Here is a 14,170-nt window from a genome sequence, read left to right as displayed (position 1 = left end):
CGTCCGGGCTTCGATAATTTAATTCGCCAATTTTGGGGAGATTAGGGGGAGGAAATCGCCAATTCGCCGATTTTCTTCCCTAACGGTATTAGCCTGCCGTTACATTGGTTAACGTTATTGCAGAGGAGCTTTCTATATGGACCAACTAATGCCGATACCGCAGCCCAGAACCTATGGGGTTCTCGGAAATTTACCCTTAATTGATAAAGATTCACCGACGTTATCTTTCGGCAAACTTGCTGACGAATACGGCCCGATTTTTAGATTCGAGTTAATGGGAAGATCCGTAATTATCGTCTCCGGCCCTGAATTAGTCGCCGAAGTATGTGATCAATCCCGTTTTGACAAAGCGATAGGTCATTTGCTCAAAGTACGTGATTTTGCGGGAGACGGACTATTCACCAGTCTGACGGATGAACCCAATTGGCAAAAAGCCCATAACATTCTGGTGCCTTCCTTCAGCCTGCAAGCCATGAAGGGGTATCATGACAGGATGCTGGACATCGCTTTGCAGCTTGTCCAAAAATGGGCGCGCTTGAATCCGGATGAAAGTATCGACGTTCCGGACGATATGACGCGGCTCACGCTGGACACCATTGGCTTATGCGGATTTGACTATCGTTTCAATAGTTTCTATAGAGAAACCCCTAATCCTTTTATCGTCAGTATGGTTCGGGCTCTGGATGAGGCCATGCATTATAGCAGCCGTTTGCCGCTTCAAAACAAGCTGATGTTAATAACCAGACGTCAGTACGAGCGCGATATTCAGTCGATGTTCTCCTTAGTCGACAAAATCATCGCCGAGCGGAAAGCAAGCGGGGATCAGGGAGGAACGGATTTACTAGCCAGAATGCTGACCGCCAAGGATCCCGAGACGGGACAACCACTGGATGATCAAAATATTCGGTTTCAAATTATTACGTTCCTGATCGCGGGTCATGAAACGACAAGCGGGTTGCTGTCGTTCGCGATTTACTTTTTATTGAAGAACCCGGAGGTTCTCAAAAAGGCCTGCAGAGAAGTGGATGAAGTATTAACCGGCCCGTTGCCTACGTATGAGCAGGTTCTGAAGCTGAAATATGTGCGAATGATTTTAAATGAATCTTTGCGCTTATGGCCGACCGCCCCCCAATTTAGTCTTTTCGCCAAGGAAGACACCGTGATTGGAGGGAAATATCCCATCAAAAAGGGGGAAGCCGTTTCCATTATTTTGCCCAAGCTTCATCGGGATAAGGGAGCATGGGGGGAGGATGCGGAGATCTTCCGGCCGGAACGGTTTGAAGACCCCGCCACAGTTCCCAACCATGCCTATAAACCGTTCGGGAATGGCCAACGGGCTTGCATCGGGATGCAATTTGCGCTTCACGAAGCGACGTTAGTTCTCGGATTGATCCTTCGGCACTTTGAACTGACGGATCATTTGAACTATCAGTTGAAAGTAAAGCAAACCCTGACGCTGAAGCCGGCCGACTTCAAAATCCGTGTGCAATTACGGGATAAAAAACTCGCCAATCCGTATCCCATCCAACCGGAGAACAATCTTGACGATGATCCTGGGCCGGAAAATAAAAGAGAGGCGGCCTCCATCATCGGCGTCCATAATCGGCCCTTGCTCGTTCTTTACGGTTCCGATATGGGAACAGCCGAGCGGATTGCCAAAGAACTGGCGGATCTTGCCCGGTTGCACGGAATCCGAAGCGAAGCGGCACCCCTTGATGACCGGTTAGGCAAACTGCCGGAGGAAGGTGCCCTGATCATCATCACCTCTTCGTATAACGGGAAGCCGCCCAACAATGCAAAACAGTTTGTGCAATGGTTGGAACAGGTCGAGCCGGGTGAGCTTCGCGGGGTTCGCTATGCCGTATTTGGTTGCGGGGATCACAATTGGGCGGCCACGTATCAAGCGGTACCGAGGTTCATTGACGAACAGCTAGCCGAGAAAGGAGCGACGAGATTTTCCCTTCGCGGGGAGGCCGATGCAAGCGGTGACTTTGAAAAGCAACTGGAAGCATGGAAAAGTCAAATGTGGGCCGATGCGATGAAAACATTCGATTTAAAATTGAATGAAAATGCAGAAAAAGAACGGAGCACACTCAGCATTCAATATGTAAGCGGCTTGACGGAAACTCCGCTCGCCCAAGCGTACGAAGCGGTTCATGCGACAATCGCGGCCAATCGGGAACTGCAGCAGCCTGGCAGCGAACGAAGCACACGCCATATCGAGATTGAATTGCCGGATGGGATGACCTATCAGGAGGGCGATCACCTTGGAGTCTTTCCGACCAACCGCAAAGACCATATCGATCGCATTTTGCGGCGGTTTGGTTTGCGTGAAAAAGATCAAGTGATTTTGACAGCAAGCGGAGCCAGTGCATCCCATCTGCCTTTAGATCGGCCAATCTCTCTCCTTGACCTGCTTAGCCATAGCGTAGAGGTGCAAGAAGCCGCAACTCGGGCCCAAATCCGCGAAGTGGCCGCTTTCACGGTGTGTCCTCCTCATAAGCGTGAATTGGAAGCTTTGTTAGAGGAGGGAACATATGAAGAGCAAATCTTGAAGAAGCAGGTTATGATGCTGGATCTTGTTGAAAAATATGAAGCGTGCGAGATCCCGTTCGAGAAGTTCGTGGAGCTCCTGCCTCCGCTTAAACCGAGATATTATTCGATATCCAGCTCCCCGCGGATGGATCAGGAACGCGCCAGCATTACGGTTGGGGTCGTCCGAGGCCAGGCTTGGAGCGGCCGAGGCGAATATCTTGGCGTGGCCTCGAATTACTTGGCGGAGCGCAGACCGGGAGACGATATTGTCATGTTCGTCCGAACGCCGGATTCCGGATTCCAACTCCCCGAAGATCCGCAGACTCCGATTATCATGGTAGGTCCGGGGACGGGCGTAGCGCCATTCCGCGGTTTTCTGCAAGCCCGCACTATGATGAAGCGGGAAGGACAAGCACTGGGCGAAGCCCATCTTTACTTTGGCTGCAGGAACGAAGCCGATTATCTTTACCGTGACGAGCTTGAACAATATGAAAGGGACGGAGTCGTTACGCTTCATACGGCTTTTTCCCGCATGGAGGGTGTGCCCAAAACCTATGTGCAGCATCTTATGGCGAAGAATGCCCCAGAAGTCATCCGCATTCTCGACGGCGGAGGGCGGCTTTACGTATGTGGAGACGGCAGCAAAATGGCCCCAGATGTAGAGAACGAATTGAAGAAGGCTTATCAGGTTATCCATGGGGTGGAAGAACAAGAAGCGGAAAATTGGTTGGGAAATCTGCAGGCGTCCGGAAGGTATGCGAAAGATGTCTGGGCGGGGATATAGATTATTCGGCCAAGGTTCCCACGCAGGAGAAGCCAGATCATGGCTTCTCCTGAAAGGGGAATCGGGTATAATCGACTCCCGGCCTGGAGTGGTTCCAATCTCCGCGCGTATAGAGTTGAAGAATATAAGAACATTTATAATTTTGTGACAAGGGAAATAATTCCTCGACAAAGTTAGCGCTCACAGCTATAATTGTGGCGATTGTCAGATATGTTCAATGTGGGGGGATAATCGATGCATGTACAGTTAGTTAATGCGCAAGGCGCTGCCAAGAATGTGAAACTGGGATTTAGTTGGACAACGTTCTTTTTCGGATTTTTTCCTGCGTTATTCCGTGGAGATCTGAAATGGGCTGCTATTATGTTCATTTGTGCAGTTCTTTTTGGTCTCTTTACCCTTGGTTTGGGAGCATGGATTCCGGGCATTATTTTTTCGTTCATTTACAACAAGATGTACATTAGAGAACTGATGGAGAAAGGCTATCGCCCAGCCAATGCGGAAACGGAAGCTGCGTTGCAGGCAAAAGGCATTATGGCTCAGACGGTAAGAATATAGTAGCGAATTATCTTTACATAAGTGAAGGAACAAAAGACCGCGGGAATGCGGTTTTTTGTTCCTCGGCAGTTATGAAGGCCACTGCTTGGAAAGAGAAGCGGTGGCCTCGCTTTTTATCCACGGTACTCGCGCAGTTCTTGCAGGACTGTATTCAGCGGTTTGGGGCGGGCTAAAATATTGCTGCCGCGCGAATGCAAGGCATAAACGAGCTCAAAGGGAATCGAAACAGCACCGTAAACACGCTCGATTGGCCGCACTATCGCAGCATAGCCCCACGAAGCGGCGCTAAACAGGGCAACGGCATAACGTTGCCAAGGCAGCAGCGTAGCACCAAGCGCCAGCCTCCCAGTTCCTGCAAAAGTGCAGCATTTTAAGCTAAGTCAGCGGGACTTACACGAAATTGCTGCGCACCTACATCAATTTCCTCAAACTGCGATATATTCAGGCGAAACCGAGTGAAATTCCTGTATTGTTGCAGGATTCCTTTTTCAAATGATCGGCCCCAAAGGAATTCCTGTATTTTCGCATCATTTCGGGCAGGAGGCTGGCGCCCGTTCCGGCTGAAACGAATTTTGTTCTGGAAGCCCCTAACCGATCGGTGCTGGCTTTCTTTGCGTCCGGCTTATTTCAATATAAATTTCCCGGTCACCGGATTATGGTCACTGTTCTCGAAGTTCAGATCGTGTCCGGTCACAGCGGCGATTTTGACATTCGTAGAGACGAGGAAGCCGTCGATGACCGCGAGGAAGTTAATCCCTGGCCGATACGCGCTGTCCAGCGTACGGACGGAGGGCGTGCTCGGGTCCACCGCCCATTGGAAGCCAGCCGGAGCGAAGGTGCCGGGGAAGGGCTGCAGCCACTGCGGCCATTCCTGCTGCGACGGAAAGCGGTTATGGTCGGTTCCCGGCAAGGAGTGGTTCCAATCGCCGCCAAGGATGAGATAGTTGTCCTTCTCCATTTCTTGTTGAATATAGTCTCCCAGAAAATCAAGCTGTTGTTTGCGGATGGTGCCGCCCTTGTTGAAGGCCGATAAATGCAGGTTAACCAATACAAGTTCTTTCCCGTTATCGACGGGAAATCGGCTCTCGATAAATGCGCGATCCAGCTCAAATAGCTGCACAGGCCAGTTCTCTTTGCCCGGCAAATCGAAGCGGATATGAGAGGTGCTGTTGAACGTGGATAACGTCAGCAAGCCGCTCTGCACTGCGCCCATCGGATGGGTTAGCGGCACGGGAACCCACCCCACCTTATAGTTATAGGCAAATGTGCTGCTGTATTCGGCCAGACTGCCGCTAATCATCTGAACCTGGTTCAGATGATGGCTGCGCGAAGAATCAACGTCAACTTCCTGCAGGATATACAGATCGGATCGGGTGTCCTTTAGAAAATCGGCAATCGCCCTCAGGTTCGCTTCCGTCTGTTCCTTGCTGCTGGAGCGGGATCCCGTTCCGCCGTCCATGAAGAAGTCCTGCCCTTGGTCGAGGCCGGCATAGCCGAGATTGAATGTCGTGACGGTGAACGGCTGGCCCTGCTTAAGCTTAGCACTGTTGTTATTGTTGGTGTGAAGTTCTACTTGAGCAGGGGGCTTATAATCAACCGCTGTCATATAGATAAGAAAAATGGCAAGCGCAGCAATGGGGGTGAGCACGACCCAGGCCAGCCATTTTAACATTTTTTTGATCATCAGATCGCTAGTACCTCCTACGTTATCATATCTTGCCGCGCAAGTAACCCGCCTTGAAGTCCCCGGCCTGCAGCAGGCCGGGGACGGTTCATAACTGGCTCTTTATAGATTATTAATGATGTTGATCCGGAATGACAAAGGATACGGTTGTTCCCTCATTCGGCTGACTGTCAATCGACAAGCCGCGGCCGTATAATTGAAGCAATCTTCGGTTCGTATTGGCGAGCCCGATTCCGCCCTTTCCCTTCAGGGTCGGATTCAACAGATGGGCCACCCTATCTGGTTCCATGCCATGGCCATTGTCTGTAACTTCAATCCGCGTGAAGCCTTCCTGGCGAGTAATCCGAAGCTGAATCGTGCCGCCTTCATTGCGGCTGAGGAGACCGTGCTTGATGGCATTCTTGCCCCTCGTCCGGTCGGAACGGTGATCGTTCCCTCCGTCGTATATTTGAGGGGGGTTATGCAATAAGTTGTACAAAATTTGCACAAGCCTTTTCTCATCCCCCATTACGGGAGGCATCGATCGGCGATATCCATCTGCAGTTGAACGGGCTTGCCTTCGGGCAGAAAGTTCAGCATGGCGATGACATTCATAATCCCGTGCAGGGGCATTCTCAGTTCATGCGATGTATTGGCAAGGAATTGGCCTCTCAGCTGATCGGCTTCCTTGAGCTGTTCGTTCAGCTTGGCGTTCTCCTTGGCATTGTGAATATACTTTTTGAACCAATAAGTCGAAAACCCGATAATGGCCACCAGGATATCGATGAGATAGTAGACGGTGGCAACCTCTTTCACGAGCGCGGCCTGAGAGCCGAAGCGAATCGAGCGGACAAGACCGCCGTTAAAAGGTTCGTCGAAGTTGGCCGCGTGAATAAGCACTTCAAGCTCCCTTGCCCCTTTCTCAGAGTGGGAAGCGGTGTACGAGACGATTTTGGGCCAGTATTCTTTCTCGGCCGCCGCCGTATTTGTCCACTCCGTTTATTTCCACTTGCGATGAAGCCTGAATCCCTTGGAGCCAGAGCGCGACAGGCTGCTCCAGCGGATCGATCAGAATGCGAGGCCGGTACGTTCCGTACCCGTACGAAGAACCGGAATCCGGGTTCACCGCGCTCCCCCAATCTCCCGGAACCTGAATAGGGATTGTCCTTCGATTGCAGATCCTGAAAATAGATGAATTGATTCGGGTAGAAATGCCATTCACCGTCCAAATAGAAGGGGGACGATGCCTCCAAATCAATACCGCGCAAGTCCATTACGCCATTGACTGCACGAGGGTCTCCCAATGTAGGAAAGAGCTCGGACCACGCCCATCGCAGGCAGAGGAGACCGCCGAAGATCAGTATCAGCAAGGCTATATTTCGATAGGTAGGGGAAACTTTTTTTCTGTGAAAATCCAAACGCACTCATGAACGATTATCGTCTTTAAAAAGCTGCAGTTTTCTGAGAAATGACCATAAGATGCCCGGTCCACCTTCTTTGAAGGGGCCTTGTTTAAAATCGCTATGTTTCGTCAATGCTGTAAGGTTAGTTGATCTGCATGAGTGGTGCTTGTGGTCCACCTTCGATGTAAATTTGTTTGTTCTTCAGCATGTGGTAAGCAATGATAAGTATCTTACGTGAAATGGCAATGCAAGCTTTTTTCTTTCCTCGTCGTGAAGCAATCTTCCAGAACTTTGTTGCCAAGACCGTGTTTCGTGAGCGAGCGATTGCCCAAGACGCTTCGCATAGTGTCACTTTTGCATGAGGATTGCCTTTTACGCTTTTTGTACTTTTTTTTTGCCTGCACTCTCGTGGTTGCCGGGTGCTACGCCAGCCCAAGAGGCAAGGTGATCTGCGGATGGAAATTGCTCCATATTGGCCCCGATTTCTGCAAGGAGTGCTGCAGCTGTTCGTTCGCTAACACCTGGAATGGTCTGAAGCAGTTCGTACTCCGTCCGATAGGGCTCCAAGTGATCGTTAATTTCGGCTTCCAACCGAGCAATGGACTTCTCTAAGTATTCGATATGCTCCCAACAATCTTTAATCAATCGAATTTGATGCGGGGTCATCGTGCCAAAAAGAGAGTCAGTAACTTCACTTTTTTTGTTCTTGATCGAACCCTTGACGCTCGCTTCAACATCTTCCGCGTCAACGTAACCTTTTTCGATTAAGCGTTGCAGCAAACTGCGCCCGGATACACCGAATACGTCTGAGATGACACTGCCTAGCTTGACGTTACCTGCTTCAAGATACTTCTGGATTCGGTTTTTCTCCGCTGTTAGGGAGCCGATTCGTTTTTTTCGAAGTCGGCAGAGGTCCCGTAGCTCCCTTAAGTCCTCGGATGGCACAAAGCTGGGCTCAATTAGACCGACTCGAAGCAGCTTCGCGATCCATTCGGCATCACAAACATCCGTCTTGCGGCCAGGAACATTCTTAATGCGCTGCGCATTCGCCAGTACGACGGTGAAGTAGCCTTCAAGTATGTTGTAGACAGGTTTCCAGTAGATTCCCGTGCTCTCCATTGCGATGTGTGTAACGCCTTGGGACTCCAGGTACTTAAGCAGTTCGAAAAGATGTTTGGTCATCGTTCCAAAGCTTCGGATCTCGCTGTGGGCCTCCCCCGCAGCATCTGTGGTCATCACACAAACGACGATTGTCTCTTGGTGAACGTCCATTCCAGCACAGCGTTCAAGCAATACTTCCATCTTGGCTTCCCTCCATAACTGAAATGCATGACGGCGGATGAATTCGAGCTTGAGCATTTTTCTGTTCGCGGTTCTCTGATTGGGCATACAGAGCCAGCACAGGTTTGTACACAGAACTCATCCTCAACAGTTTATTTGTCGGGGTTACACCACCATTAAAAAGAACGTGTTTCGCGTCATGTAGTAGCAGTATGGGAAATAGGTCCGACCACTAAACCCTCGCTATTTTCATGCTAGGTTTGCGAACGAGAGTTCATGAATGTTTATTTTGGGCACATTCTCAATGAATGGGAGCATATAGCACTTATTCCTTTACGAAAATGGTCTATTGGATGGTTGCATATAAAGGTACCTGCAAAACGGATATTTGCTGCCCTCTACCAAAGTTGTTGCAGACCAACCGTTAAGTGCGTATTGACAATATATGTAAATACGAGTGTTCAATATGATAAAGTCCAACGTCAGGCTTGATTCATTTGATTATAAGTCTTTATGCGGATGTTAACAATATTGCCCAAAAACTTGTCCTCGGGGGATCGGCCGATCGCGAACCAAACAGGACCTGGATTTTGAAAACCCCCGATTGACTTTCCATTTTTTATTGTGGTATGATTTATTATACCAAGTATAACTAAACCTACTTAACTAACTAATATTACTTTTTGGAGGAATGGAACAATGAAAAGACCAAAAGGCAAATATGCTTGGACAGCAAAAGTCGGAGAAAAAGGGCAAATCGTCATTCCGAAGGAAGCGCGGGATATTTTTGGCATTCAACCCGGCGACACGCTGCTGCTTCTTGGTGATGAGGAACAAGGCATAGCCATTGTGAAGGGCGACAAGTTTACGGAGCTGGCCAACAAAATTTTCGGCGCCCAGGGGAAGGGGGAAGGGGAGTGAGCGGAGTCGCGTAACCGGCTTGACGAAACGATTTAAAGAAAGGACAGCGGTCGATTCGCTGAATCTGACGATTCAGCAAGGTGAATTTTTTGCGCTGCTGGGAACCAACGGCGCCGGAAAAACGACAACGATCAAAATGTTATCTTGTCTGCTCGAGCCGACAAGAGAGATGCGCTGATGATGGGGAACAGTCTGGTCAAGAACCCAAGTGCGGTCAAACGAATCATTAATGTGTCTCCACAGGAGACGGCGGTGGCCCCCAAATTATCGGTAAAAGAAAATCTGGAGCTGATTGCGAGAATATACGGGGACAATGCGCGGGAAGCCGCGAAAAAAGCGGATGAAATGCTTGCGGCTTTTCGCTTAACCGATCGGGCCAAGTGAGGAATAATAGTCATGACAAAACTGCGCTGGATGATCAGAGCCAACCTGAAGAACCTTCTTCAGTCCCCGGCGTTGGTCATTGTTTATTTCGGCACCGCACTGCTTTCGACGATAGTCATCGGCTTGATTGGATATTTCTCGGTGATTCAGCCTGCGATCGAATCGGGTTATGCGACGTCGGAAATGCTTAGCTATACGCTTGGAGTCATCGGGTACTGCACGGCTTTTATTGGGACGGGAATTTGCTATAGCACTTTATTTTCTACTCCATTGATGCGGGACAAAATTCACGGGAACATTCAATCCCTCTTGGCAACGCCCACCAGTGTAAAATTGATTTGGCTCGCCAAAACGGTTGCCCTGTTCATCCCGGGATTCGTTATGGGGATTGCGTTTTCCTTAGGACTCATGACGATCATCAACGTGCTATATCTTTCACCTAAGTAGGGCTTGCTGAACATATTGCCTTTTAGGCCACAGAGGCTGACGGCACAGATTCAGCAGCAGTCTGAAAATCGGCAAAAAGAGAACGCGCAGCTTGCGTTCGAGATTCATAACAAGCAGTTGCAGAGCAATGACCGTTTCGCTTGTCTCTCGAAGGCGTGCTCGAATACGCCCCAGTCCGTAGGAGCGTTTGCCTTCTCCGAATTTTCCTTCGATCGCGTTACGCGTTGAAGCATCCTGTCTGGCCTGGTTCCGATCGGGTTCCGCTTCTTTCTTCGGACGTCCTAAGTTTGGACCACTCAGACGAATGCCGTGCTCCTTACAATAGCGAAGGTTCTCCCGGTTTCGGTAGATTTGGTCGGCTAGAATGGCTTCCGGATAACACCCATATCGCTGGACGAACGACTCCACGGAAGCTTTCAGTGTCATGCTTTCGTTGAAGTTATCCCAGGACAGCTTCTCCATCCGAGCGTAACCATCCACCAGACTGATCGCCAGCTTTGCTCCAAACTCGACGGGAGCATTCACTTTCCCGCGGACAATCGGCCGTACATGCGGTTGGGAAAGACTGACGATTCGATCTTCCACCGAGTGTGTCCGTTTGTCGTACATCTCTTGCTGTTGACGATACAGCTCGGAAATGACGAGCAATTGCCGATACTGCTGCGAACCCAGTTGATTCAAGCTGCTTTTCGCTGCCAGCATTTCGATGATGCCAAGATTACGCGAAACATAACGAAGCTGTTTGCCAACCGCTTTCCGGATGGCTTTGGCACCCGTTCGCCGTTTCTTGGCGATCTCGAGGTAGCGTTTGCGGGCGGTTTGACGATACGTTCTCGGTTTCTTGGCCTTCCCGACGAAAGGCTCGTGCAGAACATCGATGATCGCTTCGAGTTTTTCCCGCGCCTCGTTCAATAATTTCAAATCGGTCGGATACGAGATGTCGGCCGGTGCGCAGGTCGCGTCGAGCATCAAGGTGCCTTTGTTGCATGGTTTCTCTTTGCTTTTGCCGTCTTCATTAACGGATGTTCCATCAGAGCCATGGCCGCTGCCTGGAGGATCTTGAGGATCGCTCTTGTTTTGTTCCTGCTTCTTTCGCTCTGCGTCCTCTTCCAAAATCCAATCGTTGATTCGTTCAATGACATCCGCACCCAATCGCTTGCGGAAATGGGTCAACAGCGAGTGATGGAACGGAGGCTTATCTTGGAACGCCGGCAGCCCAAGGAAGTACTGGTAGTACGGATTTTCGGCGATCTGCTGGACCGTCTCTCGATCATCGAGCTGCATACGTTCCTGAATGTACAGCGCTCCCAAAGCCATACGAACAGACAAAGGGATCTGACCGCGCATTGATTTCTTGAACGACTTCGCGTAGAGTTCTTCTGCCCGCCACCACGGGATGATAGCGGCCAGTTGAACCCAACGGTTCTCCTTATTTAATTTACCGCCAAACGGCAAGTAGAAATCTTCGAACAACTGAAGCTGGCTTTCGGTTCTACGATACATGTCGGCTCACTCCACGTGCACGATTTTTTGCAAGAAATTCGCATTCTCCTTGCATTTTATTTCGAGTTAGAGTCCAGAAATCCTTGTAAAACCTTTGAAAAATGATTGTTCAGCAAGCCCTAAGTATGAATTTATGTTCAGTCCATGGATTATCGCGTGCACCTTTCTTGTATTGCCGATCGTCTTTTTCGCCCTAAGTTTGTTGATGAACCTTGTCGGGCTTATCGGCCGAGCGATGGACGGCGGTGTTATCGGCATCATTTTTGTGTCCGGCGTGCCGATCCTGATGATCAACCTGTTGGCCCGCAATATAACGGATGGGCGCTCCTGGCCGTTTCTTGTTGTCAATCTGGCATTGGCCGGAGTCCTTCTTGTTGTGAGCCAGATATGTCGAGGCATGCTCCAGACAGAAAGGGTGGTCTTATCATGCCGAAAATAGGAAGCAGCAGAGCGAATGTCGTGTTCCGTCGGGATTTTTCGGAATATCAAAGCTGGAAGCCGTTCAAGCTCGTCATGATTCTGTTTATTCTCGCCACGATGGCCGTATGCGGAATCATGTTGTTGTCCGGTAAGGAGGGGCAGGCCCTTCAATTGACATTAAGCAATACCCTCTTTCTGCTTGCTTTGGTTCCGCCTATCGTGAACATCCCCATTTTTACAACGGCGCCTTTGGCCAGGGACAAAGAAAACAGAACCGTTGCGAATCTGTTGGTCACTCCGCTTCATCCGCGAGAAATTGTACAGGGGAAAAGCCGGGCCGTGTTTTTGCCCGGTTACCTGATTTCCGTTATTTCGCCTCTCTTCGTGGCGCTGGCGGTCAATTTCGCACGCATCGTGCCGGAGGGAGGTTCGTTTTACTTGCCTGTGCCTCTCTTGTTGGCTATTTTTGTGGTAACGCCGGTATTTTGTTATAGCTTAACGACGCTCACGATTCAGCTATCCATGATTACCTCTCCCGAGCTGGCGATATTGCCATCGTATTTGCTTGGCTTTGCCTTGCTGCTTAGTGTTCCCATCGGCTCTGGAATGGGGGTAATCGATCTGGCGGCCTGGCAATTCCTTATTCTCTATGCAGGAGTGGCATTCCTCCTGTGGGTCTTGGTCTGGAGCTTTTCATTTCTGCTGACGAAAGAGCGGATTATATTATCCAATTGAACTCAGACTGATGTAGGTACAAGTTAGTCGGCATGCACAGGTAACCTTTTTCGTCGATACAGGCACTTAGATGAAGAGAAGACGGATGAAAGGGGACAACCAAAGTGCTTCAATGGATAGAGGCTGCGAAGCGGGGCGAGCAAAGCGCATGCGAGTATATCGTATTTCCGCCTTGCCCTTCGTGCGGAACGCATTCGAGGCTCATCTGGCCCGAATTCCTTCCGAGCGTAATGGAATCGGGATCATTGAGCAGTTCACGTTAGAATCTGTGTCTGCGGGGACTCATCAACCGTACGAGCTGTTCATGCAGGTTGGGGACCGATTGCATGTGCTCGGAATGGGTGAGCTGGAGTACTGTTACCGATTGAAGAAAATGTCAGAAGAGCCTTCTCCGTTGCCGCAAATAGAAGGGCTGACCGCATTTCCGGACTATCATGATTCCGTCCCGTCCTTTCGCCAATACGCGGCTCGCCTTACCGATCTGGGGCAGCAAGTTCTGACCGGGGAAGCGAACTAGGAAGACATGATAGGGGCCGATGAATGGTATGGCGGCTTCCATCGCCTCAAATAGGGAAAACCAGCTCACGCACATGCGTATAATAAGCGGCTGCCTCGCGGTAGGTTCCAAGGGGCAGCCGCTTGCCTTGCCGGCACATTCGTCACTTCTGTCTCAAGGCTTATCCAGCTCCAAAGGCAAAAACGCATATTCTCCGTTTCTAACAATCTCACCTTTACGGACGGGGATGGGGTGTCTGAATATTGGCCCGTCAATGACGGTCGTATGGAACTCGCCGCCTTCACCGCAGGGGTCGATGCCGCGGGCGAGAAGCTCCTCTACATACTCGTGGGTCAGCACTCGGCCCAAGTCATCTTCCCGCATGCCTAACGACAAATTCACGGTTACCAGCATCGTAACGAAGCCGAGATCGATGAACTGCCGGACCGCCTCCAGATGATCCATCTCCCAGAGAGGCATGCCCAGCTGTAAGCCGGCATTTTGCGTCACTCTATCATGCCAGCAGCCATGCGCGGGCATATCCAGGTCGCCGGTGACCAACACTTCTGCGCCTTCGCTCTTCGCTTTAGCCAACAGGATCATAAAGTTCTTCTCATAATCCGTCCAACTCGTGGCGGCTGTATATACAGGCAAGCCGATAGATTCCGCTTGGGCTTGTATCAGCTCCGGCGGCATGCCATGGGAGCGTGAGCGCTGCCCTTCTTCCTCCAGCATGACGATAAGGCCGGTGGCTTCTCCAACCTGCATCGCTTTATATAACGCCAGTGTGCTGTCTTTCCCCCCGCTGAAGGAAGCGACAAATTTATGTCCGCGGGCGCCGTTTTTCCAATCTGCTGTCTCTGTCATGTCTGTCTTCTCCTCTGTTGTCTATGGCTTGGATTATATGTTTTCCAGTTCTGGGCAGAAGATGAGCTGCTCTTCTTTCATTATAATCGATGGCGCTGGTATTCAGTAGCAGGATCGCGGCGAAAATCTCCTCTGGCAAGAGGGCTTTCGTTTATTGTCGGCTATTTCGAGATAAC

At 50.3% G+C, this 14,170-nt stretch carries 10 protein-coding genes and 3 pseudogenes; 7 read left to right on the top strand and 6 right to left on the bottom strand.

The annotated features are described in order from the left end of the window. The first annotated feature begins 136 nt into the window (after positions 1 to 136). Both OCY70_RS34415 and OCY70_RS34410 read left to right on the top strand, forming a co-directional pair. Positions 137 to 3,319 carry a bifunctional cytochrome P450/NADPH--P450 reductase gene (locus OCY70_RS34415; protein ID WP_213431107.1) on the top strand — a complete coding sequence of 1,061 codons (3,183 nt, stop codon included), beginning with the start codon at positions 137 to 139 and terminating at the stop codon, positions 3,317 to 3,319. Positions 3,320 to 3,553: 234 nt separating this feature from the next. Beyond that, the gene (locus tag OCY70_RS34410; RefSeq protein WP_213431106.1) at positions 3,554 to 3,874 is read left to right on the top strand and encodes a DUF2628 domain-containing protein; all 321 of its coding nucleotides are present in this window, start codon (positions 3,554 to 3,556) and stop codon (positions 3,872 to 3,874) included. Positions 3,875 to 4,496: 622 nt separating this feature from the next. Here the strand turns inward: OCY70_RS34410 and OCY70_RS34405 are convergent. The 4 genes and pseudogenes from OCY70_RS34405 to OCY70_RS34385 form a co-directional block, all read right to left on the bottom strand. After that, positions 4,497 to 5,558: an endonuclease/exonuclease/phosphatase family protein gene (locus OCY70_RS34405; RefSeq protein ID WP_261945363.1), complete on the bottom strand. Its 1,062-nt coding sequence runs from the start codon at positions 5,556 to 5,558 to the stop codon at positions 4,497 to 4,499. Positions 5,559 to 5,679: 121 nt separating this feature from the next. Further along, positions 5,680 to 6,335 (bottom strand): annotated as a pseudogene (locus OCY70_RS36645) (sensor histidine kinase); the annotation flags it as partial. A gap of 124 nt (positions 6,336 to 6,459) precedes the next feature. Then, entirely contained in the window at positions 6,460 to 6,663 is a 204-nt protein-coding gene (locus OCY70_RS34390) for a hypothetical protein (protein ID WP_213431102.1), read from the bottom strand. 419 nt (positions 6,664 to 7,082) lie between these two features. Then, a pseudogene (locus OCY70_RS34385) lies at positions 7,083 to 8,242 on the bottom strand (IS110 family transposase). 678 nt (positions 8,243 to 8,920) lie between these two features. On the opposite strand from OCY70_RS34385, the gene OCY70_RS34380 reads away from it, so the two are divergent. The 3 genes and pseudogenes from OCY70_RS34380 to OCY70_RS34370 all read left to right on the top strand — a co-directional run bounded on the left by OCY70_RS34380 (position 8,921) and on the right by OCY70_RS34370 (position 9,973). Next, entirely contained in the window at positions 8,921 to 9,142 is a 222-nt protein-coding gene (locus OCY70_RS34380; RefSeq protein ID WP_213431488.1) for an AbrB/MazE/SpoVT family DNA-binding domain-containing protein, read from the top strand. A 19-nt stretch (positions 9,143 to 9,161) separates the two neighbouring features. Continuing rightward, positions 9,162 to 9,523, top strand: a pseudogene (locus OCY70_RS34375) (ATP-binding cassette domain-containing protein); the annotation flags it as partial. 15 nt (positions 9,524 to 9,538) lie between these two features. Next, the gene (locus OCY70_RS34370; RefSeq protein ID WP_213431487.1) at positions 9,539 to 9,973 is read left to right on the top strand and encodes an ABC transporter permease; all 435 of its coding nucleotides are present in this window, start codon (positions 9,539 to 9,541) and stop codon (positions 9,971 to 9,973) included. On the opposite strand, the gene OCY70_RS34365 is transcribed toward OCY70_RS34370, so the two are convergent. Beyond that, complete coding sequence (locus OCY70_RS34365; RefSeq protein WP_261945361.1) at positions 9,962 to 11,476, bottom strand: IS5 family transposase; 1,515 nt, start codon at positions 11,474 to 11,476, stop codon at positions 9,962 to 9,964. The genes OCY70_RS34370 and OCY70_RS34365 overlap by 12 nt on opposite strands. Positions 11,477 to 11,620: 144 nt before the next feature. Between OCY70_RS34365 and OCY70_RS34360 the strand changes: the two genes are divergently transcribed. Next, positions 11,621 to 12,631, top strand: coding sequence for a hypothetical protein (locus tag OCY70_RS34360; RefSeq protein ID WP_213431317.1), 1,011 nt, complete (start codon positions 11,621 to 11,623; stop codon positions 12,629 to 12,631). 148 nt (positions 12,632 to 12,779) lie between these two features. After that, complete coding sequence (locus OCY70_RS34355; protein WP_213431318.1) at positions 12,780 to 13,148, top strand: hypothetical protein; 369 nt, start codon at positions 12,780 to 12,782, stop codon at positions 13,146 to 13,148. A 153-nt stretch (positions 13,149 to 13,301) separates the two neighbouring features. Here the strand turns inward: OCY70_RS34355 and OCY70_RS34350 are convergent, their stop codons facing one another. Continuing rightward, positions 13,302 to 13,994: a Dph6-related ATP pyrophosphatase gene (locus OCY70_RS34350; RefSeq protein ID WP_213431319.1), complete on the bottom strand. Its 693-nt coding sequence runs from the start codon at positions 13,992 to 13,994 to the stop codon at positions 13,302 to 13,304. Between the last annotated feature and the right edge of the window lie 176 nt (positions 13,995 to 14,170).

It is taken from the genome of Paenibacillus melissococcoides, from assembly GCA_944800085.1.
GTDB classification, from domain to species: Bacteria; Bacillota; Bacilli; order Paenibacillales; family Paenibacillaceae; genus Paenibacillus_B; species Paenibacillus_B melissococcoides.
Note: the sequence above shows the minus strand (reverse complement) of the source record. Positions and strands in the feature narration are given on the sequence as shown.

Bases quoted from the DNA above. Each gene is read 5' to 3' on its own strand.
- OCY70_RS34350 (WP_213431319.1), bottom strand. From the start codon at position 13,994: ATGACAGAGACAGCAGATTGGAAAAACGGCGCCCGCGGACATAAATTT.
- OCY70_RS34355 (WP_213431318.1), top strand. From the start codon at position 12,780: ATGCGAGTATATCGTATTTCCGCCTTGCCCTTCGTGCGGAACGCATTC.
- OCY70_RS34410 (WP_213431106.1), top strand. From the start codon at position 3,554: ATGCATGTACAGTTAGTTAATGCGCAAGGCGCTGCCAAGAATGTGAAA.
- OCY70_RS34415 (WP_213431107.1), top strand. From the start codon at position 137: ATGGACCAACTAATGCCGATACCGCAGCCCAGAACCTATGGGGTTCTC.
- OCY70_RS34380 (WP_213431488.1), top strand. From the start codon at position 8,921: ATGAAAAGACCAAAAGGCAAATATGCTTGGACAGCAAAAGTCGGAGAA.
- OCY70_RS34370 (WP_213431487.1), top strand. From the start codon at position 9,539: ATGACAAAACTGCGCTGGATGATCAGAGCCAACCTGAAGAACCTTCTT.
- OCY70_RS34360 (WP_213431317.1), top strand. From the start codon at position 11,621: ATGGATTATCGCGTGCACCTTTCTTGTATTGCCGATCGTCTTTTTCGC.
- OCY70_RS34365 (WP_261945361.1), bottom strand. From the start codon at position 11,476: ATGTATCGTAGAACCGAAAGCCAGCTTCAGTTGTTCGAAGATTTCTAC.
- OCY70_RS34405 (WP_261945363.1), bottom strand. From the start codon at position 5,558: ATGATCAAAAAAATGTTAAAATGGCTGGCCTGGGTCGTGCTCACCCCC.